Source organism: Cupriavidus sp. 01L46, assembly GCF_056399905.1.
In genome coordinates this window covers 1-1,194 of record NZ_JBFTSF010000613.1, presented here as the reverse complement: position 1 = coordinate 1,194, position 1,194 = coordinate 1, and the positions used below count along the sequence as shown (strand labels likewise).

General features: G+C 71.0%; 1 pseudogene. It reads right to left on the bottom strand.

Annotated features, from left to right (window positions below):
• A pseudogene (locus tag AC1DS3_RS38855) lies at positions 1–1,194 on the bottom strand (hypothetical protein); the annotation flags it as partial.

Sequence of the window (1,194 nt, the reverse complement as noted above, 5' to 3'; positions counted from 1 at the left end):
CAGGGTCGGCGCCAGCGGATTGACCGTCACCGCCTCGGTGGCCGTGGTGGTGGTGCTGAGATTGCCCTCGCCGTCGGCAGTGGTCGCCGCCACGCTCAGCGTGAAGTTGGCGTCATTGGTCGGCGTGATCGTCAGTGAGCCTAATGTCCAGCCATGGACATCGACCGCGCTGTGGCTCGCATCGGCGGTGAAGCTGTGGCCACCCGCGCCGTCGCTCAACGTGGCCCCGACCGGGATCGCACCGACCACCAGCGAGGCCTGGCTGTTGCCGTCGCCGGCCAGGCCGTTGACCGTGGCGCCGAGGTTCAGCGCGATGGCCGCGCCCTCGACCCCGCTCTCGGCCACCGGCGCCAGGCTCGGCGCCAGCGGGTTGACCGTCACCGTCTCGGCGGCGGTGGTGGTGGTGCTGAGGTTGCCCTCGCCGTCGGTGGCGGTSGCCGCCACGCTCAGCGTGAAGTTGGCGTCGYTGGTYGGCGTGATGGTCAGGCTCGACAGGGTCCAGCCATGGACATCGACCGCGGTGTGGCCGGCCGAAGCGGTGAAGCTGTGGCTGCCGTCGCTCAACGTGGCSCCCAGCGGGATCGCRCYGACCACCAGCGAAGCCAGGCTGTTGCYGTCGCCGGCSAGGCCATTGACCGTCGCGCCCAGGTTCAGCGCGATGGCCGCACCCTCGACTCCGCTCTCGGCCACCAGCGCCAGGCTCGGCGCCAGCGGGTTGACCGTCACCGCCTCGGTGGCCGTGGTGGTGGTGCTGAGGTTGCCCTCGCCGTCGGTGGCGGTCGCCGCCACGCTCAGCGTGAAGTTGGCGTCGTTGGTCGGCGTGATCGTCAGTGAGCCTAACGTCCAGCCATGGACATCGACCGCAGTATGGCCGGCCGAAGCGGTGAAGCTGTGGCTGCCGTCGCTCAACGTGGCCCCCAGCGGGATCGCACCGACCACCAGCGARGCCWGGCTGTTGCCGTCGCCGGCSAGGCCRTTGACCGTGGCGCCGAGATTCAGCGCGATGGCCGCGCCCTCGACYCCGCTCTCGGCCACTGGCGCCAGGCTCGGCGCCAGCGGATTGACCGTCACCGCCTCGGTCGCGGTGGTGGTGGTGCTGAGGTTGCCCTCGCCGTCGGTGGCGGTCGCCGCCACGCTCAGCGTGAAGTTGGCGTCGTTGGTCGGCGTGATGGTCAGGCTCGACAGGGTCCAGCC